The organism is Paenibacillus sp. SAF-068 (assembly GCF_051967555.1).
GTDB lineage: Bacteria > Bacillota > Bacilli > Paenibacillales > Paenibacillaceae > Paenibacillus.
Genome location: NZ_JBQCJX010000001.1, coordinates 2,872,185 through 2,897,694 on the forward strand (window position 1 = coordinate 2,872,185; position 25,510 = coordinate 2,897,694).

Here is a 25,510-nt window from a genome sequence, read left to right on the forward strand (position 1 = left end):
GCCCGCATCATCCGGAATTGTTGAGCTTCGTTCGAGCTAGTACACCATTATATTGGAGGAAATCGTATGCAAACTTTAACCAACAACCGCTTCATAGCCGGAAAAGGGATTAAGTTGATTGACGATTCAGGTGTCGAATACCTCGATGGCGTGTCAGGTACGTTCAATCTGTCACTGGGCTATAATCACCCACATGTAGTCAGCAAAATTCAGGAACAAGTCGGCAATCTGACGCATATGTCCTCCTCCTTCACTGAACCATACGTAAATGAAGTACTTGATCACTTAATCGAATATGCTCCAAACGACATTAATGCCGGATGGATGCGGGATATTACCGGTTCAACTGCAAACGAATGTGCGACCAAAATTGCACAGAAGTATACTGAATCGACAGACATCATCAGCCTGTATCTATCCCATCATGGGCAGACCCAATTTGCCACCGGGATTTCGGGGAATGCCTTTAGACGGAAACGGTTCCCCAATTCAGCTGTGGCTAACGCTGTTCATGTACCTGCCCCATACTGTTATCGCTGCCCATTCAAATCCTCAAACGGAGACTGCGGCTATCAATGCGTTGAAGCTATCTCTGATGCAATAGAACATGCAAGTTCCGGCTCAGTCGCCTGCATGATCATCGAACCCATTCTGGGGAATGGCGGCAATATCATTCCTCCTGCCGGATATTTCAAACGACTGCGTAAACTGTGTGATGAATACAACATGCTTCTCATTGCCGACGAAGTACAGACTGGTATTGGTCGTACGGGAACCATGTTTGCCAGCGAACTGTTTGACATCCAGCCTGACATGATTACCCTTGCGAAAGGTCTTGGCGGAATCGGCGTTCCTGTTGCTGCTGTATTAATGCAATCCCGATTGAATGTGCTCGAAAAACACGAACATTCCTTCACCTCTGGAAGCAATCTGATTTCCGTAACCGCTGCCAAATCCACCCTGGAGGTGGTATCCGAACCCGGATTTCTCGATGCCGTGAAACGAAAAGGTGAAATTCTGGGTGAATTGCTGCATGAATTGGCTATAAAGTACCCAAGTATCGGGGAAGCTCGTGGCGTCGGGCTCATGTGGGGATTGGAGATCGTAGGTGACGGTAATGAACCGGATACACTCAAAACCAATGCCATTATTGATCGCGCTTTTACAGATGAGCATCTGATCTTGAGAAGTTCAAGATATGGCTTTGGCAACGTTGTTAAGGTCCGGCCTTCCCTCACCACCACTGAAGACGAATTGGTAGAGATTGTGGAGCGGTTGGATTCGGTGCTTGCCAGCGTTCATTAGTGAGTAATTCATATTACACTCGAACACTACGCAAACTGAACAACCTTTCGATCGCTGTTATCCCCGGATTTTTTTGATTCCCTTTCCCAAGGGAAAAACCCGTTGATAAAGGCGAACGCTCCGCTTCTCCATGTTTGTTCTGTTCTCTTCGTTATCGTGTAATCTGAAATACAATTTTTATAATTATAAGGAGGTCATATCATGCTTGCATTGGTATACAAATCTGCCTGGGATGTTGCACTTGAGGAACGACCTGTCCCGGAAATTACAAGAGATAATCAGGTGTTGGTTCGTATTCGGGCGACAGGCGTATGTGGTACCGATCTCGGTATTGTCAGCGGCAAATATCATGCGGTCCCTTCCGTCATACTCGGTCATGAGTCTGCAGGAGAAGTCATCGATGTTGGCTCTGCGGTAACGACATTACAACCGGGTGACCGTGTTGTGATTGATCCTACCTACTACTGCGGACAATGTGACATGTGCAGAACAGGCAGGCAAAATCATTGTACACATAAGTCTGTTACGGAGACAGGTGTAAGTGCTGACGGGACATTTACGGATTATTATGTGACCGAAGATCGCTTTTTGTACAAATTAAAGGATCATGTGAGCTATGAGGAAGCGACGTTGACGGAACCGCTCAGTTGCATGCTGACAGGAATTAATCAGATCCATCTACTGCCGAATTTCAGAACGATCATCCTCGGCGCAGGCCCGATTGGCATTCTGTACAGCTACGCGCTCGCGTCCAAAGGTGTTACCGGTTGTCTGGTCGACATCTCGGAGGAACGCTTGGCCATAGCCGGCTCCATTGCACCAGAGCGTTGGGAGGTTCATTCATCCTTCGAAAATGCGATAGAATCGCTGTCACCCGCAACTCATCAGGTCGATATGATTGTGGATACAACAGGTGTTGTAGGTACACAAGTGCTCTCCCAGCTCGCCAGTGGCGGTTATCTGATGTTGGTAGGTCTAAGAGATGGAAATACGTCGTTTAATCCAAAAGAAGTCGTGGACCGCAGTCTGAAAATTATTGGTTCCATCGATTCTCTGGGCACATTCGCAACAGCACATTACATGATTGAGCAAGAAATCATTCCAGCAAAAAAAATCATCACCCACTCCTTCCCACTGGAAGATTACGAAGAGGCGTTCCGCACACTTGGCTGCGATATTCAGGGACGTACACTTCAAGCCTCTTCACATGCCATTAAAGTTGTGCTGCAATCCAGCAGTTCCAGTTTCTAAGTTGGAAAGCTAACCATGAATGGATTAGATCAGAGATACATGTTTACACAATCCTGGAGGAGGAATACAACATGGTAGCAAACCAAGAGTCTGGCGGACTGGGTGCGGCCGATGATAACATCATTCAAGCAGTTATTTTTGATATGGATGGTGTACTGATTGACAGCGAACCGATTTATTTCGAGATTGAGCGTAGCTCCTTTGCCCATTTTGGCGTAGTGATGACGGAAGAAGAACACCACACTTATGTTGGAGTTACGCTGCAATCCATGTGGCAGCAAGTATTGGACACACATCAACTGACAGCTACGCTGGAAGAAGCACTGGTTTATCATCAGCATAATGTGATGCAAACCATGCTGGCTCACTCCAACTTGACGGCAATGCCTTCCGTGGAACGCTGGTTAAGCTGGCTGCAAGAGCAACACATTCCCATAGCCGTTGCTTCTTCCTCTCCACGTGCACTGATTGATTTGATCATGGACAAGACTGGACTTGGGCGATACTTTGAGGTACGAATGACCGGAGAGGAAGTCGAAAAGGGTAAGCCTGCACCAGATATTTTCCTGACCACAGCTGAAATGATTGGCGCATCCCCGTCGAATTGTCTGGTGATCGAAGACTCTCGCAATGGTGTTCAGGCCGCCAAAAGCGCAGGCATGCGCTGCATCGGCTATCACAATCCAGGATCAGGAAATCAGGACTTATCCAAAGCCGATCTTCAGATTTCCAGTTACGATGAGTTATGGACCTTGAAGAACACATTACCCTTTGAAGGCAGATCGCCAAGCCTGGCGAAGCTGCGCTGAAAAGATCGTAATTCTGGAATTAACGGACCTGGGACTATTTATAGAAAAAAATAACCCAAACGGCTTCAATTCATTGGAATTGGAGCTGTTCGGGTTTTGCTTGCTGCAATGGGTATTACATGAGAACACAGGTGTAATATCAACTAAACCGAAAGATCGAGACTTCCACCCAGATTGGGATGAGGAGCCGGAAGTGACTTTAACATTTCAGTCATTTGCTGACCTTGCTGCTGTGCTATGTCTTTCGACATAGACATCACTTGCAAACTTGCCGACTGCACTACTGAAGCCTGGCTCATTGCCATTGATAATGCTGCAATATCCATGCTCTGTACTCCTTTCTCTATCTTACTTATGGACGTACTTAATATATATCGGTTAACGAGGATCAAATGTTGAAGGAATAACACAACTCTACTTATATTTAAGCAGACTTCATTCGTTTTAGTGGTTGCCTTGGAGCTTTCGGTATATTTATCTACTGGATCTTGTCCGGAATTATGAAATAAATACATGGCAAACAGGCAACTGCCCATCCGGGAGTTGCCTATTTCATTTCACTTCATACTCTCATACATAATTTTACTTACCCCTCAATCAATCCATACTTCACAAAACTATGATACAATCCATCTTCCTCAACTGTGCCAGTAATATCATCTGCAATGACTTTCAGACCTGGCTTCGCATTGCCCATGGCAATTCCGACGTTACAAAACTCCAACATCTCGGCATCATTCATGCCATCACCGATGGCGAATGTATCCTCCTGCGACATGCCCAGATGCTCCAGCAGATCGGCAATCGCAATGGCTTTGTGAATACCAGGGATCATCAGCTCACCACTTCCTTCACCAAAGATCGGCACCGTGCACTGAATGACTTCGAATTTGCCTTCGAATTCCTGCTTGATTCGCTCAAACGGAATCACCGAGCTCTCCAAGAAACATACTTTGTTCACGTCATCCTTGTACAAGTCGGCCTCTCCATACGTCAATCCAGCAATGAACGGATGCGGTTTCAGCTCCTTCTTCTCTTTCGCTACCGGATCATTCTCCACGTCACCATAGATGCGTCGTTCCAGGTGAGGTTGCAGATTGCTGCTTGCATATAGAGCCGAGTTGGATTCAAGGTAGAAATCAATGCCATGTTCGTTGAAGAAATCGACCATATGGCGAACATCTTCCGCTGTCACTCTTTTGTGATACAGCACGTCCTTGCCAAACTCCACATAGCCTCCACCTGCACCGATCAGACCGTCAAATCCGACATCCCAGATGGAATCATAGATCTCCGCCTTGGAGCGACCTGTACATAAATAGAGCAGATGTCCATTCTCACGAGCCTGTTTGCAAGCCTTCTGCGCTGACAACGGAATGTTTCCGTCATCATCTACCAAGGTACCGTCAATATCAATAAATACAATTTTCCGCTTCATTTCTTGCATTTGCCTAGCCCCCATTATGTATGTTGTCTATGTCTAACCTAGCGAGTGCCGACAGGCATTTCCCTGATATAAAATCATCTATTCCGTGGTGTTCGCTGATCGATCAACTTCTCCAAAAATTCGGCAAAAGAATCCGCGTATACTTCAGGTTCCCCATTAAAGTAATCCAAACGCATCACCTTGTACTCTCCTAAGTGATCAGCCGTCTGCGTATCAAAGTAGTAATATTCATCCTCGTCCGGTACAAACAGTTCCAGTTTCCCTTCCTTCTTGGCGTCTTCATCGGCAAGTCGGTATCTATACAAAATGTCAACATCCGTATACTCTCGATGTTCTTCAGACGTAATCGTCAGAATTCCAGTCCCACTTAACAGCGCTTGACCATAATTCAGAAGCCACCAGCGATACGATGGAGGTAACGAAAAACCCAACTCTTGTTCAACTTCAACAATCCAGCTCTCTTGAACTTGATGATTCGGGAACCAGCGTATAGCCTCGGTATGCTCCAGCTTCTCAATCAGACTTGAATACATGGATAGATCTCCCCCGTTACTATTAAAATATTATTTTCCTTCATTCATTCAAGTGTCACTTACATGCCAACTTGTCCATATGTACGATCTGCCAGTCATTGTCCTGTTCAGCAATAACCGTAAACCCTTGGCGTGTCCAGAAATCTACGGCCCCTGGCAAAAAGCGATGCGTATGCAAATACAGTGTCGTATATTGCATATCCTTTACCACATTCTCCAGTTCTTTTACCAGCATCGAACCAATGCCGTATCTGCGATAAGCAGGATCTACATAACATTTCACAATTTCGGCTGCAGACCGGGCTACATATCGACCGTCCACGGCTTCAATACGTCCATCATATGGTAATATCCCAATAGATCCGACGATGCCCGCATCCCCCATCATTGCAACGAGAAAAATCGAACCATCGGAATTCAGGTAATGTTCACTGAACTGCTCGAAGTCTAGAGGTAATCTCGTATGATCCAGCATCGGAAACACTTCTCTGCGTACACGCATGGCAAAATCAATGGCATCATCAATCTGGTGTGCCTGAACTGGTGTTACTGTCGGTATATTCTGAAGTTCTGTCAATACATCCACATTCCTTATCCTCTGTATTGAGAGCTCTTGCCGGCCCTTCCTTGCAACTTATTCCTGCCAGATCTGCTCTCTTCCTTTCATCTTACCGAATTTATCCCGCCCTAGCAATCTATCTCCACTACTATCCAAATTGCATAAGTGCCCACGCAGTCTGATAGAGTTTGCATACGATAAGGCGTGTCACAATCCATATTGGAGGGAGAAACGCTCATGTGGTTATGGTTAGGTGTTTTTGGTTTCATTTTGCTAGCAATCATCACGACCATGTGTCGTTATCTGGACCAACGTGCCGAGAGCAAGTTTCACCCTCATGCTCCCAAGCAGCTCTTAGTCAGATTCAAGGAAGGTACAACGGAGGATGAGATGCACACCCTTCACAAAAAAGGGAGATGTAAGGTCGCTGAGACCTATGAAGATTTGGGATGGTACCGTGTGGAATCCCGCAAAAAAATGCACCGGATGCTTAAACATTACAAAGATCATGCGCTTATTGAACAGGCAGAACCGAATTACCTTGTTGAGGCATCCTTCACACCTAATGATCCGTTCTTTCCTTACCAGTATAACCTGTCAAAAATTAATGCACCCGCCGCATGGGACATCACTCAAAGCAATAGCTCTGTCAAAATCGCCATTATCGATACTGGTGTACAGTTGAACCACCCGGAATTGGCCTCCAAGCTTCTCCCCGGTTATGATTATGTTGATTATGATAACATTCCTGAGGATGGGAACGGTCACGGCACTCATGTGGCCGGGATCGCTGCCTCCGTTACCAACAATGGTGCGGGTATCGCAGGCGTTGCACCACTCGCATCCATCGTTCCGCTCCGGGTACTGGATAACAACGGGCAAGGAACGGTAGGTAATGTCGGTAACGGGCTTGTCTACGCTGCCAATAACGGTGTACAGGTTGTTAACCTGAGCCTCGGTGGTCCGATGGGAGATGCTTTCCTTCAAGCTGCCGTACAGTATGCTTGGGATCGTGGAGCCGTAATTATTGCCGCAGCCGGTAACGACAACACTTCATTCCCGATTGTACCCGCATCGTATCCCAACGTCATTGCTGTCGCTTCAACCAACCCCTCCGATCTCAAATCCAATTTCTCCAATTATGGTTCATGGGTGGATATGGCTGCCCCGGGTGATAGCATTCTATCCACATATTTGGGTGGTTCCTATGCCTACCTTAGCGGGACCTCCATGGCTGCTCCTCATGTGGCTGGAGTAGCTGCACTTCTTGCTGCACGCGGGAAAACCAATGCTCAGATTCGGGATGCACTGTGCTTCGCTTCTGATCCGGTATCAGGCTCCGGAATCTATTGGACATATGGGCGACTGAATGCCTATCAGAGCTTGCAGGTCCCATAATACACCACTATCACTCCTGATTGCTCCAATGCTTGAATAAAAAAAACGAAGGGCATCTGTAAGTGAGATGCTCCTTCTTTCGTTAAAAATATTCCTTATTACACGTTTTATTCTGTAGTGGCGAACACCTGAATTAGAAATACTGTGCACCATTATTCGCAATAACATCCTTATACCAGTGAAAACTCTTCTTTTTCACTCTGCGCAGTGTGCCCGTGCCATCATTATTTCTATCTACATAGATATAGCCATATCTTTTCTTCATCTCTCCGGTACCCGCACTGACCAGGTCAATCGGTCCCCAACTTGTGTAACCTATGAGCTCTACACCGTCTTGAATCGCTTCAGCCATCTCGGCAAAATGATTATTCAGATATTCGATGCGATAGTCATCTTCAACGGCGTCATTGTCTAGCAACACATCGGTGGCCCCAAGTCCATTTTCCACGATAAACAAAGGTTTGCCATAGCGGTCATACAGTTGATTACACGTAATTCGAAGCCCCTTTGGATCAATCGTCCATCCCCACTCGGATGCTTTCAGATAAGGGTTCTTCACTGAACCAAATACATTGCCTTCAGTCGAATCTTTCAAAATCTCAGGGTCTGTACTTGTACAACGGCTTGCATAGTAGCTAAATCCGATATAATCAACCGTATTCTGCATCAAAATCTCTGCATCTTCTGGTAGCATGTCAATCCGAATGTCATTTTCTCTGAAAAATCTTTTCGTATAACCGGGATATGCTCCCTTCGACTGCACGTCGATGAAGAAGAACGACTCGCGGTCTTTCTCCATAGCCTTCCATACGTCATCCGGGTTAGAGCTATATGGATAGACCATGCCAGCCGCTAGCATACAGCCAATCTGTGCACCAGGAATAATCCCATGACAAGCCTTAACAGCAAGTGCACTCGCTACCAATTCATGATGTGCTGCCTGATACAGGACCTGATCTTTGTCTTCACCTTCCTGCAGAACAATACCCGCTCCAATGTAAGGGAGATGCAGCAACATATTGATCTCATTAAACGTCATCCAATACTTGACTTTATTCTTGTATCGATTGAATAGCGTCGTCGCATATTTCTCAAAGAAACCGATCATCTTGCGATTCTTCCAGCCCCCGTAATTCTTAACCAGATGAACAGGTACATCGAAATGGCAGATCGTTACCACAGGTTCAATGTTGTTTTTTAATAACTCATCAAAGACATCATCATAAAATTGCAAGCCTGCTTCGTTTGGCTCCGCTTCATCACCATTAGGGAAAATGCGCGCCCAGGCTATGGAAAGCCTGAGGCATTTGAATCCCATTTCTGCAAATAACGCAATATCTTCCTTATAGCGATGATAGAAGTCAATGGCTTCATGTGAAGGATAGAATTCCCCTTCTTTGGGCTCATATGAATCCAAATTACCTAGAGCAATATTCCATCGATTAGCACCAATCGGAATCAGATCCACCGTAGTTAACCCTTTGCCACCTTCCAGATAGGCACCTTCCAATTGATTCGCTGCGGTTGCCCCTCCCCAGAGAAAATTCTCCGGGAAGGCTGTAAACTTATCATTCATTAATGACTTCCTCCTAAACCATCTGTAATTTCGATTAGCTTAATACCGTGATCAATTTATCTTTCTCATGAACGGTTGCATCTTTCGTTCCCACAATGTCCAGATAATTGGAAGTGTTCGTGACAATGATCGGTGTAACCGTCTCATATCCTGCATCCTTAATCGCCTGCAGATCAAACTCAACAATCAGATCACCTGCGTTAACTCGGTCTCCATCTTTTACATGGGTTGTAAAATGTTCGCCTTTCAGCTTGACCGTATCCTGTCCGATATGGATTAGCATCTCTACCCCATCATCGCTTACAAGACCAATAGCATGTTTGGTACGATATACGGTTTGAACGACACCTGTGATCGGAGATACCACTCTACCGCTGGTTGGACGAATTGCAATCCCTTTACCCATGTGCTCTCCTGCAAACGTTACGTCATTAATTTCTTTCAATGCAACGACTTCACCAGCCATTGGGCTTACGATTTCGTATCTGCTGTTCGGATTTGGATCAAGTACAGGTGCTGGAGCTGGTGTAGCTTCTACTTTGTCTTTAAATCCAAACACGTATGTCAAGACAAAACCAACGATGAATGCTACCAATACTGCAACGATGGACATATAGAATCCGGAATCAGGACCTGCTTCTTTGTTGATAAAACTTGGAATACCGAAGATACCCAGTCCACCAAAGACGTAAAGCTTTGAGCCTGCCCATCCTAAAATACCACCACCGACAGCACCACCAATACAACTCATGATAAATGGCTTTTTCAATGGAAGAGTTACACCATAGATTGCCGGCTCAGTTACTCCGAATATACCGGAAATAAACGCTGGAATGCTTAATGATTTCAACTTGGAATTTTTTGTTTTGAGCAGAACTGCAAGTACCGCACCCGTTTGGGCAAAGGACGCGCCGAAGGACATTGCAAGAACTGGATCAGCCCCCGATGTACTTAGGTTAAGAAGCATAACCGGTACAAGTCCCCAGTGAAGTCCAAACAGTACTAGCACTTGCCAGAATCCACCGAGAACCAAACCTGTAATAATAGGACTCAATTCATAGATGCTTGTTGTACCCGCACCAACCAATTGACCTGCCCAAGTGGCTATTGGACCAATTACAATGAAGGTTACCGGAACAATCACGAGCAAAGTGAAAAATGGAACCAAGAATGTGCTAACCACTTTAGGAATAATGTTTTTGAAGAATCTTTCAATCTTCACAGCGAAGAATGTAGCAATAATGATCGGAATAACCGATGTTGAATACGTCATCAATATAACCGGGATACCTAAGAACGTAATGTGAATTGGTGACTCAAACAATGTACCTGTGAACAAAGTGTATAGTGGATCTCCTGCAGTCAAACCGGACAGCGTAGGATACACTAACGAAGCACCTATCGCCATACCCAGGAACGGTGAACCCCCAAATTTCTTGATTGCCGTGTATCCAAGGAAGATCGGGAAGAAGTAGAACAGTGAATCACCGAGTGCATTCAGCAAATGGTATGTTCCGGATGTATTTTCGACCCATCCAAATGCTACAAACATGGCTGTAAAACCTTTGATCATCCCTGTTGCAGCAAGCAAACCGAGTAATGGTGTGAACACACCGGAGATCATGTCGATAAATCGACTGAACAATCCAACTTTCTTGCCTGAGTTGTCTGCTTCCTCCTCAAACTGACCTTCGGTTGGGAAATTCCCCGCTTTTACAACTGCTTTATATACATCCGGCACTTCGTTGCCGATTACGACTTGATACTGTCCACCACTCTGCATGACGGTAATAACACCTGGCAGATTTTTAAGTTCTTCCGTTTTGGCTACGCTTTCATTTTTCAGTTTAAACCGCAGTCTTGTTACGCAATGGAATACACTGTTTACATTCTCGCGTCCACCTACACCTGATAGAATGTCCTTAGCTAATTGATCGTAGTTGCTCATTGTAATTCTCCCTCTCTAAGTAGACTCCCCATGACTTTTGAAACAAATAAAACCTGAACTACTGAACATACACAACATACCGGATCGTCCGGAAATCAGTCGTGTTATTCAGCAATTCAGGTTTTGCCCTTAACGGTTGCAACCCTGTAAGGCTGTACACATTGGTATTTAATTCATTTTAATAACAAAGGTAAGTTGCATGCCATATCCTCGAACGGAGGATGGTCGGAATTGCCTGATTGAACAGTTACAACCCGATTGATGTATGCGCTTACTTCTTGAACTCATCATAGTACATCTGAACTAGGTTTGCAACACTTATTTTTATTAAATTCATAAATATATTAATGTGATCGAAAATGAAAAAAAGGGACCACTTCGAAAGTATCGAAATGGTCCCTAAATAGCATGATGTGCATTTTTAAATATACACTTATGGCATAATTAACCAATAACTGTAACCAATTTATCCTTTTCTTGTACCTCACGATTTGTTGTTGGAACCACGTCCAAATAATCAGCCGTATTGGTTACAATGATCGGTGTTACGGTCTCATACCCCGCCTCAATAATAGCTTGAAGATCGAATTCAACGATCAGATCACCGACATTCACACGATCCCCGTCTTTTACATGTGCTGTAAAATGCTGACCCTTGAGCTGTACCGTATCCTGACCGATATGGATCAGAATCTCTACCCCTTGATCATCTACAAGGCCAATCGCATGTTTGGTACGGTAAATCGTCTGTACAACACCATTAATCGGGGATACCACTCTTCCACTGGTTGGGCGAATGGCAATACCTTTACCCATGTGTTCACCAGCAAATGTAGCATCATTAATTTCTTGCAATGGAACGACATCACCCGTCATTGGGCTGGCAATTTCGTAACGATTATTTGGATTAGGCTCAAGTGCAGCCTTCTCTTCTTTTACCGGCTCTGGAGTCTGTTTGGCAGCTTCCGGATTAGCAGGATCTTTGAAACCTGCAAAATAAACAAGAACAAAGCTTAGTACAAAAGCAATAACTGTGGCAATCATAGCCATCCAGAACTCATAGTTAATCCCTGCTGTTGGACTAATCAGCGCTGGAACACCGAAGATGCCTGAAGCAAACACAAACATTTTGGAACCAGCGAATCCAATAATACCACCAGCTACCGCAGAAGAAATACAACTCATAATAAATGGTTTTTTCAGTGGCAAAGTTAGACCATAAATCGCTGGCTCAGTTACACCGAAAATTCCGGACACGAAGGCAGGAACACCGAGTGATTTAAGTTTGGTATTTTTTGTTTTAAGCATAACGCCAAGAACAGCACCAATCTGAGCAAAGGAAGCAGCGAACATCATCGCCAAAATCGGATCGGCCTTCAGTGTGGACAGATTCAGCAGCATGATTGGTACAATTCCCCAGTGTAACCCGAAGATAACCAACACTTGCCACAAACCGCCAACAACAATACCTGTTACCAATGGACTCAAGTCATAGATGCCCGATACGCCTGCACCGATTAGCTGACTTGCCCATGTCGCGATTGGACCAATCAAGAGGAAGGTTACTGGAACAACAATCAGAATCGTAAAGAAAGGCGTCAAGAACGTTCTCACGACAGACGGAATGATCTTTTTGAAGAACGCTTCTACTTTTGCTCCAAAATAAGCAGCAATTATAATCGGAATTACAGATGAGGAATAACTCATCAAGATAACGGGAATGCCCAGGAACGTGATATGAATCGGCGATTCAAACAATGTGCCTGCAAACAGCGTATACAGCGGCTCTCCCCCGCTAAGACCGGATAAGGTCGGATATACAAGTGACGCCCCGATGGCCATCCCGAGGAATGGAGATCCACCGAATTTTTTCATTGCTGTGTAACCTAAGAAGACTGGGAAGAAATAGAACAGGCAGTCTCCTGCAGCATTCAACAATTGATATGTTCCTGAAGCCGGGTCCAGCCATTCGAGAGAAGTAAACATGGACAAGAAACCTTTGATCATCCCTGTTGCAGCAAGCAAGCCAAGAATCGGTGTAAATACACCGGAGATCAAGTCGATAAACCGACCCAGAAGACTTTCTTTTTTGCCGGAAGATTCAGACTCATCACTGGAGACCGGTTCATCCGCATTCATATTCCCAACCTGTAGCAAGGCTTTATACACATCGGAGACCTCGTTACCCACGACAACCTGGTATTGTCCACCGCTTTGCATTACCGTGATGACTCCGGGCAGATTTTTAAGATCGTCTGTTTTTGCATTACTATCATTTTTTAATTTGAAACGAAGTCTGGTCGCGCAGTGAACCACGCTGTTGATGTTCTGTTTACCACCAACGCCAGACAGAATGTCTTTAGCTAATTGTTCGTGTTTCATGAAGTTGTTTTCTCCCTTTCTGGTTAAACACGGATTCGAAGCCTATTGGAGAGAATAAAAAAACCTGAACATCTGAATGTACGGAACATCCGGTTAACGGCATGTTCTATCATTCAATCGTTCAGGTTTTGCCCTGGTGGTTGCAACCCTGCAAGCTGATCTATGGGATTATTCAGAAGTTGCATTCACAACTCTCTCAATATGAATCGTTAAGTACATTATTTCTTCGTCAGTTAGTTGATACGTGTAGTTGCTTTCAATGAACTTCTTGATTTTCTCCGAGCACTTGTGCGCTGCTGGATACTTTTTCTGAATCATCAGGAACAGTTCATCGTCATTGTTGCTCTTGTAATGTTTTCCCTTCACCAAACGTTGAGCGAAAAACTTCAAATGCGTCACAAAGCGATAGAATGTCAGTGAGTTCTCATCAAAATCAATCTTGAAATGATACTTGATGATCGTCAAGATTTCCTGCATGACCTGCGTCATACTCTTGATGTTGGGCATTTCCTCGTTCAAAGCTGCATTGACAAAGTGAAGTGCCATAAAACCGGCTTCGTCCTCAGGCAGGATTACGCCAAACTGATCACAGATCATATTGAGCGCTTCCATTCCCACTTCGTATTCCTCTTTGTACAGCTGCTTCGTCTCCCAGATTAACCCGTTGCGTATAGGCAGATTCTTCCGATACCGCTCAATGGCAAAGTGAATATGGTCTGTGAGGTGTAAGTAAATGCTCTCATTCAGTTTCTTGCCAAGTTTTAATTTGGCGTAAGCGATGATTTCCTCGGAGACTTTCATATATTCCAGAGGAATGCTTGAGATTAATGCCTTGAAGTTTTCCTGAATATCTTCATTCTGTAAAGTAAATATCTTGTCGATATGCTGTTCGGAAACCATATCACCCGCCCGCTTCTGGTAAGCAATCCCCCGGCCTATGATAATAACTTCCTGTTGTTCGTCATTCATAGCAACTACAGCATTATTGTTCAGCACCTTCTCGATTTTCACTTTATCACTCCAATATACAGAAAAAGACAAACCAATCCCTTTTCCAAGGTATACGGCTTTGCCTGATTCAACAGTTACAACCCGATATGTTGTACGCGCTTCCCTCATAATATTACAAATTTCTACACAGTGCAACAAAAACTTAATATCGAATTAGCATGACTCCCGATCTAGGTAAATATACTCACAGGAGTGAGCAAAACAAGAATTATTTTACATGTACTCAAGGCTTATTTTTATTTCTCTCTTTCTCCAATTCCGCTTCAATTCTTCGATTAATGACGTCCATTTGTTCTGAATCCAAACGATCCACTTGCGTGTACTCTTTATCCATCTCGTACTCTTGCGCCTCACCTTTGTTCATTAGCCCCAGATGATTCTTGATGTCCCGGATATCTTCACGCATATGCATTGTCTGGCGGTATTGGTCTACAACGAGTGCAAAAATAATCCCCCCGACCACAATTGGACCAAATGGGAACAGATAACATAATACAAGTCCTATGAGCAAAAAAATAACAAAATACATATGTAATGCCCCTCTCATATATAAAGTCTACTCTGCTAAGATAGATGTTTCTCAGATTACAAATTAAATCGTTCCTGAATTAACTTGGCCACTTCCCCAGGGCTCTTCTGTGTGTTATCAATCCGCAAGTAATGCTCATGCGTGATTTCCCCCGGCTCCGAATTCAGTCGATAATTCTTCATTGTATCTAGCAAATCTCGCTCAGACCACGCAATATCACGCTTTGTTGGCTTATGCAGCAGACGATGTGGACTCTTGTTACGCTCCAGCCTTTCCGATGGGTCAGCCTCCAGTTCCACATAGCAGACCTGACCTCCATGGGATTCAAACAACTCGCTAATCTTACGGATGTATTCTCGGTCTAGCTCCAAGTCCAAAGCCCACACAAATGTGAAAATTAAACCCGGCAGGTCACTCTTCGCCACTTCTTCAAAAATCTCCTGACGGAACAGACTGACCAGTCTTTTGCCTTGTGGTGTACCATAGCTGAAATAAGGAGACACCAATTCAATGGTCATATGGTTATGAAACAATTTTAGCTTTGTTATCTTCTCCAGTTCTTGCCCAACCGTCATTTTGCCCACAGCCTGCGGGCCAAAGATAATAACCAATTTCATTCGATCACTCCTGACAAGGTAGTGTTGATTCCATTAATTCAATTTTATGGACATTAAATTCTATAATACCTTCTTTGCCGCAAATAAAAAAGAGGTTTCAAGTGATTCCCTCAACGCGTGAGGGCTTGAAAACTCTTATCTTAACTGGTATTTGTTTATTTTAACTTAACGTCCAATCAGTACCCATCCCCACTTCATCCGGCGCAGTCCCATCGCACAGATCCACGAGATCAGGAGCGCCATAACATAAGACAGAATGATACCCAGGCTGAAATGCCGAGCCAGTTCATCTGTGAATTCACGCCTCCAGAAGAGCAAAACGAGTGGATGCATTAGGAATACACCGAATGCAACTGTACCCAGGGAGTCCAGAACATGCGTAGCTTTACGAACTTCGGTATGTTTTCCTGTGCCCATTCGTTCACTGAAGATCAGCAGGAGCAAGCAGGCTGACAACGTAAACAGATTCCGGAACAGAAACAAAATGGAATAGGTTACCACCGGATATGCAGCAAAAGCGGCTTTGATCGAAGCATTACCATATATAAAAATGGCACCTCCACTCAATAACGCAGCTAGAAGCATATAACGGTGAGTATACAGTTTCTTCAATGCCCATTCAAAGTTCAGCCCAACCCATGCACCAAATCCGATCACAATCAGATAACTGGGTAACAAACTTCCTGTCCGTTCGAAGTGAAACTGCAAATGTAGTGCATAGAAGATCGCTTGGCCCGCAATAAATAATAATGGCAAGTACCGCTTAAAAAGATGATGGCGTGTAAGCAAAAGAAGTAAGGGAAAAACAATATAAAATTGAAGAATAATCAGAAAAAAGTACAAGTGCGTATGAGCAGTTCCCATCATTAATTGTTTGGCAAATTGAACACCGTGAGTCAAAGGTTCCTTGCCCGCAAGCAACTGTTTAATGGCAAAGTAGATAAGGGACCACACCACATAGGGTACAAATACATAGAATAAACGCTTCTTATAAAAAGAGAGCATCCAGCCCTTCTCATTCACCTTGGGGTTGTAGTTGTAGAACAAGACCAGGGATGACAGGAACAGGAACGCTGGAACGGCAAATTGCAGGAACGTGTTCCAGAAGTAATACACATCATGATCTAACGTGTGCTTGGGGTAATGCGCAACTGCTGTTGAAGTCGCATGAATGGCTACTACTGCCATGATGGCGAAAGCACGGTAGAGATCCAGAAACTCAATGCGCCGGGGCCGATTAACCGGTTGATTCATAAAGATAACCTCACTTGTGCCTGATAGGATGATAGTTTCCGGCCGCAATCCAGATTCTATGCTTCATTTTAATCAGCACGCGAGGGTATTACAATCATAATCGATACTATTTTCGATATATAACAACATTATTCTTCATTATTCGACATTTTCTATCCAGAATCGTTCAACAACGTTGCCATTGGACTCCACATAATCTTCATCCTGAATACCACCATTTCGAATTATGACCCTTCTGGAAGAATCATTCATCGAGTCGCATACGACCAATACTCTGGTGATTCCAAGCTCTCTCGTTTTCTCCAGTGACAGTCTGAGGATTTCGGAACCATAACCATTGCCCCGCTCCCCTGGACGAATACCATAACCAATATGTCCTCCACTGTTGAACAATTTGTCGTTAAGCTCATGCCTTATATTGACGGCACCCACGATTCGATCACTCTCCGTGACCAGCCAGTATGTACTGTCTTTGACCCAACCTTCCGGGATATCGATCCCTTGTTCATTACGCTGTAAGAACGCCAACATCTCGTCTAACGCGTAAGGCTCTTTGGATATGACCCACGGCACCATTAATTCTCCACTTCTGAGCCAGTCCTCATAAAATGCCAAATAAGTATCCTTATACGCTCCTGATGGTTTAATTAATCTAACGTTTTCTTTCACCATGATCACTACATCCTCCCAACAGATATTGATATTGCCACCTTCTCCCTTTCAGGAGACAGCTTTTGCTCTTTCACAGACAAGTTCGAAAAAGGACCTGCATGTGTGCAGATCCTCTTCAACTATACATCTTACCGCTTATTCTATTATTATACGGACTCTGTCAATGTAGGCTCCTGAACTTCTCGCTCCTTGTTCACATTCGTGTCCTTGTACGTAAATTGGTAACTTCCAGATCCAAGTGTGACTTCAACATCGTCTCCAATGTTTTCAATATCCTGAATTCCACTTATCTGATCCAACGGTTTTCCTTGCTCCAGAACGATCTGTGCACCTGCTCCAGGAAGACGAACCGTACCTCTCGTATTTGCGGGAATATGCACCCGAATCTCCATTTCACCCTCCGCCAGCCGGTGCCAGCTTGAAGCAACTTGACCATACATCGTCTCCAAACTCGCTTCCACCCAATCCAATCCAGGTCCAGGTTGTGGCTGAATATGCACCATTCGGAATCCTGGCTGATGTTCATCGGACCGGATGCCAGCAACATAACGATATAACCATTCTCCAATTGCCCCGTACGCATAGTGGTTAAATGAGTTCATGTCAGCACTCCAGAGACTGCCATCCTCTTTGATCCCATCCCAATGTTCCCAGACCGTCGTTGCACCTTGAGTCACCTGATATAACCAGGATGGGTAATCCTCTTGAAAAAGTAGTGTATACGCCAGATCGTGAAGACCGGCGTCACTCAGCACAGGATTCAGATAAGGTGTGCCTACAAAACCTGTAGTAAGATGATTCCCCGCCTCTTCCACGAGTTTCGCCAATTGATCGACAGCCCGAGTTCGGGCAGTGGCGTCCAACAGGTCGAATTGCAGCGCAAGAACATGCGCTGTTTGCGTTGGAACAGCAATTTTGCCGGCTGGAGTCACGAATTCATTTCGAAAGGCATGAACAATGTTTGTATGCAACTACTTGTAGTATTCAGCATCATCTGTCTTTCCAAGTACCTCAGCCGCTTTTTGAGTTAACGAAACCGAATAGGCATAGAAGGCAGTTGCCACATAATCCGTGTCCGTTGCACCAACATAACTATCGGGCTTGGAGTCGAGCCCCAGCCAATCGCCAAAGTGGAATCCCGTGTTCCACAGATACGGGTCGTCACCCTGCACATGAATGTACTCGATCCACCGTTTCATACTCTCGTATTGCTCGGCCAGTAATCTGGCATCCCCATACATCTCATAGATGGTCCAAGGACAGATGACTGCTGCATCACCCCAAGCCGCTGAGGAATGACTGGTGTCCCCCCATCCTTCGGACGTGGAACTTCTCAGATCCGGAACGAAGAATGGAATACCTCCATCTTCTCCCTGATCCGCTGCCAGATCCCGCAACCATTTTGTGAAGAAGGGTGCCGTATTCATCAGGTAGGTAGACGTGCGGACAAACATCTGTGCATCGCCAGTCCACCCGAGCCGTTCATCCCTCTGTGGACAGTCTGTCGGCACATCAAGGAAATTCCCCTTTTGCCCCCACAATATATTGTGGTGCAGTTGGTTTACCAGTGGATTGGAACATGAGAACCGACCTGTTTGCTCCATATCCGAGTGCAGGACTATTCCGGTGAATTCATCCAGAAGGAGATGTTCCGGGAAGCTAACCAGTTTCACATATCGGAATCCTTGGAACGTAAAATGCGGTTCATATGTCTCCACTCCGTCCCCTTTGCAGATGTAGCGAATACACTGCTTGGCTGCGCGAAGATTATCAGTGTAGAAGTTGCCCTCACCATCCAATATCTCAGCATGGTGCAGTTCAACCGTCCGACCCGCCTCACCTTGAATGCTGAATCTCACCCATCCCACCATATTCTGCCCCATGTCTATTACACGATCTCCCTGAGGAGTTGTTAACAAGGCGATTGGCTGTAATTGTTCCACTTGGGTGACGGGTACATTTTCCTGCGCAACGATGATATCCTTCGGATGTTCAAGTATGTTAACGGGGGACCAATTCACTTGAGATGAATCTGACCAATCGGACTCCATCCGTGCATCATACGTCTCGCCCATATAGATGTCCGACATGCGAATGGCACTTGGAGCAGCCTTCCACTCCCCATTGGATAGAATACATTCCTCTGATCCATCTGCATATTTCATATGTAGTTCCAGCAGCAACGCAGACGTTGAACCAAATATCTCCCGTTCTTTGTTCCAGCCAAGATACCCTCGATACCAGCCATCTCCCAGATTAGCACCTAAAGTATTCTGTCCATGTTTAATCAGATGAGTAACATCATAAGTTTGATATTGTAACCGCTTACGATAAGAAGTCCAGCCAGGTGTAAAATATTCTTCTCCTACTCTTGTATTGTTTATATGCAGCTCATATAATCCAAGTGCTGTCACATATATGCGGGCAGATGTAACCGGTTGTTCCACCTTAAATTGTTTGCGCATCCGCGGGCATGACATTTCCGCATCGTCCGTCGGTGGAGCTGTAATCCATTCCGCTTGCCAGCGGTTATTACTGTCCATAAGCCCCGTCTCGAAATAAGCCGTTTCAGACCAGCTTGAATTATTTCCTGCATCATCCCATGCCCGTATCCGGTAGTAGTATCGCGTTCGCGGTGAAGGCTGAAATGGGTCCAATTCCACATGGATGGATTGATCCGTGCTTATCTCGCCAGAATCCCATGCAATTCCCTCAAAATCTTCTGTCATCGACAGTTGAATCTGGTAAGCGGATTGCGTACAGTTTCGGCGATCGGAATGCAGCTGCCAGCTTAATCTTGGTGATTTCACATCAAGGCCAATCGGATTCATTTTGTACTCACAACGAAGGTGACTCACGGTAAACATCAGCAGATCGTCCTTTCCATCTTGGCTTCCCATTCGGGGTTACGATATAATTATATCGATCCTGTTGCCCTAAATACCCGGTTATCAGGACTATTTCATCCGGTGATTCAGCCATCTGTGCGAGGAGGTTGCTTATGAATTCATCTGTACAACTTATGAAAAGCGAATACTTTCTGCATAATCATCTGCAACTTTTTGTCAATCGTTGTTCTGAAGATTTTGTGCTTCCTTTTCACGCACATGAATTTATTGAGTATAGCTATGTCTCCGAAGGAAAGGGCTTTCATCATATCGGTGAAGATGTCATTCCCGTGAAGAAGGGCATGCTGTTTGTCATTCCTGTCGGCATTCCTCATGTTTTCCGTCCTGTGAGTAGCAACGTAACCGAGCATCCGTTAATTATATATAATTGCCTGTTTAATGCTGAATTGATCCACACGCTGACAGCCATCATTCAGGAAAAAGAAATCATTCAACATCTGATGGATCTGGTACAAAATCAGGTTCCTTATATATCCGTTGTGGATCATAACGACCGGATTGAAGAATTGATGGTGAAGCTATACCGTGAATCCTCCGTTCAGGGAATCGGTTCCTCTACCATGTTATACACCCTGGTGAGCCAGCTGGTATTGATGACCTACAGACAACTTTATCAAAAGGAACATGATGTAGAGAATCATTCCACCGGTTTTGATTACATTCTTCAATATCTCAAACAACACGTAAGCAATCGTATTCGGATGTCTGATCTGGTCCGCGTATCGGGCTGGAGCGAGAAGCAAATTGGACGAATGTTTCTTCGGTATACCGGGCAAACCTTTAGCGGCCACCTGCAACATCTGCGCATACAAAAAAGCTGCGAACTTCTAAAGAATTCACAGCACAAAGTCAGCCTGATTGCCGAGCTGGTCGGATATCGGGATATGGATTCATTCTATGCCGCATTCAAAAAAATAACAGGCGAAACACCTCTCGCCTATCGCAAAAAATCCAGAGCACTGCGCTCTGGACAATAAGGTTAACTAACTTTCAGACACTAACAACCTGTAACACTTCATCTATGTATGCCTTGGCTTCTTTCCATGAAGACATCAACGGAAAGTTGTATCGCTCACGCTCCTGTATATTCCACGGATGCGGGATACAGATAACCTTTTTGCCGTCCTCATGCGCGGGAATCAGGTTATGTGCGCCATCATCAATGAGCAGATCGAATCCGAGCAAGCTTTTTCTTTTGCATGTAATAAACTGTTCTGCGGTTATAAAAGGCATGTGCTGCTGAAGCCAGTTCCACTTCTCAACGACTGTTCTTGGTTCTGCTGCCGTCACCACAATGACATCATAAGCATCGTTCAGCTTGCGCATCTCATCCACAACATACTCGTCATATAACTCCAATTCCTCGAACAGACCCGGCCGACCATAAAATACATCATGAGTGCTCTCTGGATGACGCAAATGGGATGTATCCCAATGAATCATATCCTCATAGCGCAACGGATGGGTCGGGAAGTTGAGGTTGTTGTGATATATGGCCCGTTTGACCAAATGACATATCGTGTCATCCATATCTACAGCAATAATAGGTTTCTTCATGGTTATCCCTCCCCCAATACGATCACAGTATACCATCCAGCATGTTATGCAGTCATCTTTTATGTATTAAAGTTTCATTTGTGTTGATGAATTTTGCGAGATTATAATAAAAAGACGCCCCGGCGCCGTAATACCACCTACGCCCGGGGTGCCCATATTGGTTAATCTATTCCAAGTTCTCGCCATTCGAGGCAATGACTTTTTGGTACCAGCCAAAGCTCTTTTTCTTATACCGATTCAATGTTCCCTGTCCGTTGTCGTCCTGATCCACGTAGATCACGCCATAACGCTTGGACATTTCCGAAGTGGATGCGCTGATAATATCAATCGCTCCCCAGTTGGTATACCCCATGAGGTCCACACCATCCATAACGGCTTCTTTCATTTGTGTAATATGTTTTCTCAGATAATCAATACGATAATCATCGTTGATGGAACCATCTGCTTCAACGGTATCTTTCGCGCCAAGTCCATTCTCCACCACAAACAATGGCAATTGGTAACGATCATACAGTTCTTTCAATGCAACGCGCAGACCGATCGGATCAAGCTGCCAGCCCCACTCCGTACGCTCCAGATTCGGGTTCTTAATCGTACTGTACAGGTTACCACCCGTCACTCCATATTCCTCTGGGTTCACTGCGGACACCAAGGATGTGTAATAACTGAATGAGATGAAGTCAACTGTGTGCTCACGCAGGATCTGTTCATCTCCCGGTTCCATTACAATGGCGATCCCGTTCTCTGCCCAGTACCGAGCCATGAACGTTGGATAACTACCACGAACTTGTACATCCGTATGCAGCAGGTTCAGCTGGTTATCGATCTGTGCTTGCAGCACATCCTCTGGCTTCGACGTCGCCGGATAGTGAATCATGCGCGCAAGCATACATCCGATCTGGAAGTTCGGGTTAATCTGACGCGCTTTCTCTGTTACCAGGCTGCTGGCTACAAATTGATGATGAAGCGCCTGATAAGAAGCCTGCATCGTGTTCTCCACACGGTCTTCAATAATACCTCCGCCTGTGAACGGTTCAATAATGGTCGTATTAATCTCATTAAACGTTAACCAATATTTGACCTTGTCCTTGTAACGGGTCATCACGGTTTCAGCATATCTCACAAAGTGTCCAATCACTTCGCGGCCTGCCCAGCCGTTATATTTCAGAACAAGTGCCATAGGCATCTCATAGTGCGAGAGTGTTACAAGTGGTTCGATATCATATTTACGGAGTTCATCGAACACTTCGTCGTAGAAGCGCAGTCCCTCTTCATTTGGCTCGGCATCATAACCATTTGGGAAAATGCGCGGCCAGTTAATGGACAGTCGGAATGTCTTGAAGCCCAGCTCGGCGAACAGCGCAATATCCTCTTTAAAACGGTGGTAGAAGTCAATCCCGTAACGCTTCGGGTAACCTTCTGCAGTGTGATGTGCCATTGCTTTCTCAACCGTTGCACTGGTAACATGCATCAGTTCTCTAAGGTTGGTGTAGTCCTTCTTTTCAAAATAAGGAACCATGTCGGCTGTCGACCATCCTTTGCCACCTGCGTCGAATCCACCTTCAGCCTGATTGGCGGCTATAGCACCGCCCCATAGAAACCCTTCCGGAAACCCTTGTCGATTCATCATGTCTATCTCTCCTCTTCGGATTGATTTAATCTTTGCTGACTAACCACTAATCTTAAATATTAGATTTCAGACTTCAATACATCTTCACCCATCGTGATTTCGCCCAATTTCACAGGCAGAACTTGCTTGTAATCCGCTGTATTGGTAACAACCATAGCAGTTGTAATGTCGTATTCTTTGGCAATCTCGGCCAGTTCAAACGTGAGCAACTTGTCACCAGCCTGTACCCGTGCTCCTGTTGCAACATGTGCATCGAAGTACTGTCCACGCAGCTTCACTGTGTTAATTCCAACATGAATCAACAATTCCATCCCGTTATCACTGCGGACAACGATCGCATGTTTCGTTTTGAACACATTCATAATGGTACCTGTCACTGGTGATACCAGTTCGCCTACTGTTGGAACAAAAGCTACACCTTTACCCATCAATTCATCACCGAATGTTGGATCATTGACTTCTTGGAGCGGGATCGCTTTACCTGTCATCGGTGCAACGGCTACTGCATCACTCGTTGGTGTTGGAGCGCCCATATCGTCCACATTCACGCTGGCAGCATCATTTGAAGCTACTTTCGCTGGTACAGAAGAGGCACCTGGCGAGAATTGAGCCAACGCCTCAGCGTCTCCTTCTTCTTCCTTAATCCCAAATATCGTAGACATAATCGTACCTACAACAAAGGCCAAAATCATACCCCCGAAGGAATACCAGAAGGTTTGTCCGATCAGGGAAGGAAGTCCTGGCAGACCACCGTTACCTGCAAGCACATATGCTTTTGCGCCAAATGCAAGGGCGAATCCGCCACCTACGGCACTACCAATCATGGCTGCGGCAAATGGTTTTTTGTATTTCATGTTTACACCGTACATCGCCGGTTCCGTTACACCCATCAGAGCTGTAAAACTCGTGGACAATGCCACGGTTTTGAGTTTTTTATCTTTTGCCCGGAAGAATACGCCGAGTGTAGCACCAGCCTGACCCATATTGGAGATAAAGGTCAATGGCAAGAATTTATCGAAGCCCAGTGTAGCGATATTACTCAGGATAATTGGCACAAGTGCATAGTGCATTCCTGTCATAATAATGAGCGCCATTGCGCCGCCCAGTACGATACCTGCAATCAATCCGCCTTCATTCAGCAGCCAGTTGATGCCGCCAGACAATCCACTACCTACAAATGTACCCAATGGACCGATTGCAATCAATGTCACCGGAACCATAACAAGCAAGGTAATCAACGGCACAAGCAACAGCTTGAGCGCAGCAGGGACAACGCGGTCAACCCATTTCTCAACATAGGACATCAACCATACAGCAAGTAAAATTGGAATGACCGATGAAGCATAACTTACTGCTGTAACCGGGATTCCCAAAAATCCAACCGATTCACCGCTAGATAGCAATGTTGTCATGTCTGGATACATTAGCGCCGTACCTAGTGCAATCGCAACAAATGGATTACTGCCAAATTTCCGTGCAGCACTGACTGCAATCAGTAGAGGCAGGTAATGGAATACACCGTCACCAATGGCTGAAAGAATACGGTACGTATCTGTTCCAGCAGACATCCAACCTACGGACACGAATAGTGCCAGTAACCCTTTGAGCATACCTGCCGCTGTAATCGCTGGCAGCATCGGAGCAAAAACACCTGCGATCGTTTCAAAAATTTTCAGCACAACATTTTGTTTTTTATCCGACTTTGGTTCTTTATTTTCCGTACTTTGCTGGATTGCCGGATGTTCTTTCACCATGGCATCGAATACTTTCGACACATCATTACCGATAATGACCTGAAATTGGTCACCAGAAACGTTAGTACCCATGACTTTATCCAGTTTATTGAGTGAACCGTTGTCCACTTTATCGTTGTCTTTCAGATCAAAGCGCAGTCGAGTAACGCAGTGATACACCGAGTTAATATTGTTTGTTCCCCCAACGGCTTTGATGATCTCCTGTGCCGCTTCCTGATGTTTCATGATGTCTTCCTCCTCATTTTTCCAATAAAAAATACCCGAACGAATATAGCGCAAATGATGGCGCCATCTCATTCGGGTATTGCCTGATTGAACAGTAACAAGCCCATGGGATATCCAGTTGTAATTTCATTCTATTGCGTGGAC

At 45.1% G+C, this 25,510-nt stretch carries 21 protein-coding genes and 1 pseudogene; 5 read left to right on the forward strand and 17 right to left on the reverse strand.

The features are described from left to right. The first annotated feature begins 66 nt into the window (after window positions 1–66). The 3 genes from ACTHPG_RS12375 (at window position 67) to ACTHPG_RS12385 (ending at window position 3,365) form a co-directional block, all read left to right on the forward strand. Complete coding sequence (locus ACTHPG_RS12375) at window positions 67–1,305, forward strand: aspartate aminotransferase family protein (protein ID WP_440389625.1); 1,239 nt, start codon at window positions 67–69, stop codon at window positions 1,303–1,305. A gap of 201 nt (window positions 1,306–1,506) precedes the next feature. Beyond that, window positions 1,507–2,556, forward strand: a complete 1,050-nt coding sequence (locus ACTHPG_RS12380) for a zinc-dependent alcohol dehydrogenase (RefSeq protein ID WP_440389627.1) — start codon at window positions 1,507–1,509, stop codon at window positions 2,554–2,556. A gap of 71 nt (window positions 2,557–2,627) precedes the next feature. Next, window positions 2,628–3,365, forward strand: a complete 738-nt coding sequence (locus ACTHPG_RS12385) for an HAD family hydrolase (RefSeq protein WP_440389629.1) — start codon at window positions 2,628–2,630, stop codon at window positions 3,363–3,365. Between the two features lie 143 nt (window positions 3,366–3,508). Here the strand turns inward: ACTHPG_RS12385 and ACTHPG_RS12390 are convergent, their stop codons facing one another. The 4 genes from ACTHPG_RS12390 to ACTHPG_RS12405 all read right to left on the reverse strand — a co-directional run bounded on the left by ACTHPG_RS12390 (window position 3,509) and on the right by ACTHPG_RS12405 (window position 5,931). Continuing rightward, the gene (locus tag ACTHPG_RS12390) at window positions 3,509–3,691 is read right to left on the reverse strand and encodes a YjfB family protein (RefSeq protein ID WP_440389630.1); all 183 of its coding nucleotides are present in this window, start codon (window positions 3,689–3,691) and stop codon (window positions 3,509–3,511) included. Window positions 3,692–3,951: 260 nt separating this feature from the next. Then, on the reverse strand, window positions 3,952–4,812 hold the full coding sequence (locus tag ACTHPG_RS12395; protein WP_440389631.1) for a Cof-type HAD-IIB family hydrolase: 861 nt from the start codon (window positions 4,810–4,812) through the stop codon (window positions 3,952–3,954). Between the two features lie 74 nt (window positions 4,813–4,886). Then, on the reverse strand, window positions 4,887–5,345 hold the full coding sequence (locus ACTHPG_RS12400; protein WP_440389633.1) for an SMI1/KNR4 family protein: 459 nt from the start codon (window positions 5,343–5,345) through the stop codon (window positions 4,887–4,889). Window positions 5,346–5,400: 55 nt separating this feature from the next. Further along, window positions 5,401–5,931 carry a GNAT family N-acetyltransferase gene (locus ACTHPG_RS12405; RefSeq protein ID WP_440389635.1) on the reverse strand — a complete coding sequence of 177 codons (531 nt, stop codon included), beginning with the start codon at window positions 5,929–5,931 and terminating at the stop codon, window positions 5,401–5,403. Between the two features lie 210 nt (window positions 5,932–6,141). On the opposite strand from ACTHPG_RS12405, the gene ACTHPG_RS12410 reads away from it, so the two are divergent. After that, window positions 6,142–7,302 (forward strand): S8 family peptidase, encoded by a 1,161-nt coding sequence (locus tag ACTHPG_RS12410; RefSeq protein WP_440389637.1) that lies wholly within the window; start codon window positions 6,142–6,144, stop codon window positions 7,300–7,302. Between the two features lie 133 nt (window positions 7,303–7,435). Here the strand turns inward: ACTHPG_RS12410 and ACTHPG_RS12415 are convergent, their stop codons facing one another. From ACTHPG_RS12415 to ACTHPG_RS12460, 10 genes and pseudogenes are all read right to left on the reverse strand, one after another. Continuing rightward, window positions 7,436–8,878, reverse strand: a complete 1,443-nt coding sequence (locus ACTHPG_RS12415; RefSeq protein WP_440389639.1) for a 6-phospho-beta-glucosidase — start codon at window positions 8,876–8,878, stop codon at window positions 7,436–7,438. Between the two features lie 34 nt (window positions 8,879–8,912). Continuing rightward, window positions 8,913–10,826, reverse strand: coding sequence for a beta-glucoside-specific PTS transporter subunit IIABC (locus ACTHPG_RS12420; protein WP_440389640.1), 1,914 nt, complete (start codon window positions 10,824–10,826; stop codon window positions 8,913–8,915). 444 nt (window positions 10,827–11,270) lie between these two features. Next, the gene (locus tag ACTHPG_RS12425; protein WP_440389641.1) at window positions 11,271–13,208 is read right to left on the reverse strand and encodes a beta-glucoside-specific PTS transporter subunit IIABC; all 1,938 of its coding nucleotides are present in this window, start codon (window positions 13,206–13,208) and stop codon (window positions 11,271–11,273) included. A gap of 168 nt (window positions 13,209–13,376) precedes the next feature. After that, entirely contained in the window at window positions 13,377–14,219 is an 843-nt protein-coding gene (gene licT, locus ACTHPG_RS12430) for a BglG family transcription antiterminator LicT (RefSeq protein ID WP_253438078.1), read from the reverse strand. Between the two features lie 223 nt (window positions 14,220–14,442). Beyond that, the gene (locus ACTHPG_RS12435) at window positions 14,443–14,748 is read right to left on the reverse strand and encodes a hypothetical protein (RefSeq protein ID WP_440389642.1); all 306 of its coding nucleotides are present in this window, start codon (window positions 14,746–14,748) and stop codon (window positions 14,443–14,445) included. Between the two features lie 56 nt (window positions 14,749–14,804). Continuing rightward, window positions 14,805–15,365 (reverse strand): shikimate kinase, encoded by a 561-nt coding sequence (locus ACTHPG_RS12440; protein ID WP_440389643.1) that lies wholly within the window; start codon window positions 15,363–15,365, stop codon window positions 14,805–14,807. 165 nt (window positions 15,366–15,530) lie between these two features. Beyond that, entirely contained in the window at window positions 15,531–16,619 is a 1,089-nt protein-coding gene (locus ACTHPG_RS12445; RefSeq protein ID WP_440389644.1) for an acyltransferase, read from the reverse strand. A gap of 138 nt (window positions 16,620–16,757) precedes the next feature. Then, window positions 16,758–17,291 (reverse strand): GNAT family N-acetyltransferase, encoded by a 534-nt coding sequence (locus ACTHPG_RS12450; protein WP_440389645.1) that lies wholly within the window; start codon window positions 17,289–17,291, stop codon window positions 16,758–16,760. Between the two features lie 146 nt (window positions 17,292–17,437). Beyond that, window positions 17,438–17,860, reverse strand: a complete 423-nt coding sequence (locus ACTHPG_RS12455; RefSeq protein ID WP_440390237.1) for an alpha-L-rhamnosidase C-terminal domain-containing protein — start codon at window positions 17,858–17,860, stop codon at window positions 17,438–17,440. Further along, window positions 17,846–20,191, reverse strand: a pseudogene (locus ACTHPG_RS12460) (family 78 glycoside hydrolase catalytic domain); the annotation flags it as partial. The gene ACTHPG_RS12455 and the pseudogene ACTHPG_RS12460, both read right to left, overlap by 15 nt. A 101-nt stretch (window positions 20,192–20,292) precedes the next feature. Here ACTHPG_RS12460 and ACTHPG_RS12465 point away from each other — a divergent pair. Further along, complete coding sequence (locus ACTHPG_RS12465; RefSeq protein WP_440389646.1) at window positions 20,293–21,177, forward strand: AraC family transcriptional regulator; 885 nt, start codon at window positions 20,293–20,295, stop codon at window positions 21,175–21,177. A 13-nt stretch (window positions 21,178–21,190) separates the two neighbouring features. On the opposite strand, the gene ACTHPG_RS12470 is transcribed toward ACTHPG_RS12465, so the two are convergent. The 3 genes from ACTHPG_RS12470 to ACTHPG_RS12480 all read right to left on the reverse strand — a co-directional run bounded on the left by ACTHPG_RS12470 (window position 21,191) and on the right by ACTHPG_RS12480 (window position 25,366). Further along, the gene (locus ACTHPG_RS12470) at window positions 21,191–21,757 is read right to left on the reverse strand and encodes a 5' nucleotidase, NT5C type (protein ID WP_440389648.1); all 567 of its coding nucleotides are present in this window, start codon (window positions 21,755–21,757) and stop codon (window positions 21,191–21,193) included. 166 nt (window positions 21,758–21,923) lie between these two features. Next, window positions 21,924–23,387, reverse strand: coding sequence for a glycoside hydrolase family 1 protein (locus tag ACTHPG_RS12475; protein ID WP_440389650.1), 1,464 nt, complete (start codon window positions 23,385–23,387; stop codon window positions 21,924–21,926). Window positions 23,388–23,446: 59 nt separating this feature from the next. Then, a complete protein-coding gene (locus tag ACTHPG_RS12480) occupies window positions 23,447–25,366 on the reverse strand; it encodes a beta-glucoside-specific PTS transporter subunit IIABC (protein ID WP_440389651.1) in 1,920 nt (639 codons plus the stop codon). Between the last annotated feature and the right edge of the window lie 144 nt (window positions 25,367–25,510).